Source organism: Planktosalinus sp., assembly GCF_059864935.1.
The window spans coordinates 1-1161 of sequence record NZ_JCBCCK010000479.1 but is presented as its reverse complement, the minus strand read 5'-3'; the positions used below and the strand labels follow the sequence as shown (position 1 = coordinate 1161).

At 38.2% G+C, this 1161-nt stretch carries 2 protein-coding genes; both read left to right on the top strand.

Going from position 1 to position 1161, the window contains the following annotated elements; genetic code table 11:
* Nucleotides 1–638, top strand: a 638-nt coding sequence (locus AC6F75_RS14010; RefSeq protein ID WP_500715709.1) for a T9SS type A sorting domain-containing protein, incomplete at its 5' end; no start/stop codon positions are given.
* 11 nt (nucleotides 639–649) lie between these two features.
* A partial coding sequence (gene recR / locus AC6F75_RS14005; RefSeq protein ID WP_500715708.1) for a recombination mediator RecR occupies nucleotides 650–1161 on the top strand: 512 nt, incomplete at its 3' end.

The following is a 1161-nucleotide window of genomic DNA, read 5'->3' as shown; positions in this document are numbered from 1 at the left end:
CCGGTTTTGACGGATACATTAATTCTATAGCCATTCACCCATCTAATCCGGACAAAATAGCAATTGCAACCACAAGTTCGTTGAAAGTTTATGTTTCTGATAATGGTGGACAGACCTGGACCAATTACAGGTTAAACCTTCCCAATTTTCAGGCACTGGCACTTGAATGGCACGATAATGGGCAGGACGGACTTTATCTCGGGATGAACTATGGTGTTTATTATAGCGACAATACATTTTCGGAATGGCAGGTGTTTAACAACAATTTGCCCAATGTGATTATCAATGAACTTGAAGTCAACTATGCCGAAAACAAAATTTATGCCGGCACTTATGGTAGAGGATTGTGGGTTTCTCCTGTTTATGAACCTACCTTAAGTTTTGAAGATATAGAACTATTCTCTTCACTTTCGGTATATCCGGTTCCTGCAAATGACATTCTTAATGTTTACTGGAATGAAAATTATATTTCAGATTTGAGACTTTTTGATAACACCGGAAAACTAATTCTATACCACAGGGAAATCCCATTATTTAACATTCATCAAATGGATATTTCCAATTTAAAAACAGGAGTGTACTATTTGAGAATCAACAACGAAAAAGGCTCAACCACCCGAAAAGTCATCATAAAATAAAAAATCAAATTATGGAGTTTTCCTCAAAACTGCTTGAAAATGCCGTGAATGAAATTTCGCAACTTCCCGGAATCGGTAAGCGCACCGCACTCAGGCTGGCACTTTTTCTGTTGAGAAAACCCGAAGATATAACCAACGCCCTCACAGATGCGTTGCGAAAAATGCGTGATGAAATTAAATTTTGTAAAAACTGCAACAACATTTCAGATATCGACCTTTGCGAAATCTGCCTGAACAGTAACAGAATTCACGAAATCGTGTGTGTGGTCGAAGACATCAGGGATGTAATGGCCATTGAAAACACCAGTCAGTTTAAGGGAATCTATCACGTGCTGGGCGGAAAAATTTCCCCTATGGACGGTATCGGGCCAAACGATTTGAATATTGATTCACTGATTGAAAAAGTAAAAAACGGAAAAACCAAAGAAATCATTTTCGCGTTAAGCTCCACAATGGAAGGTGACACCACAAATTTTTACATCTTTAAACAAATTGAACCTTACAACATCACCACAACCACCAT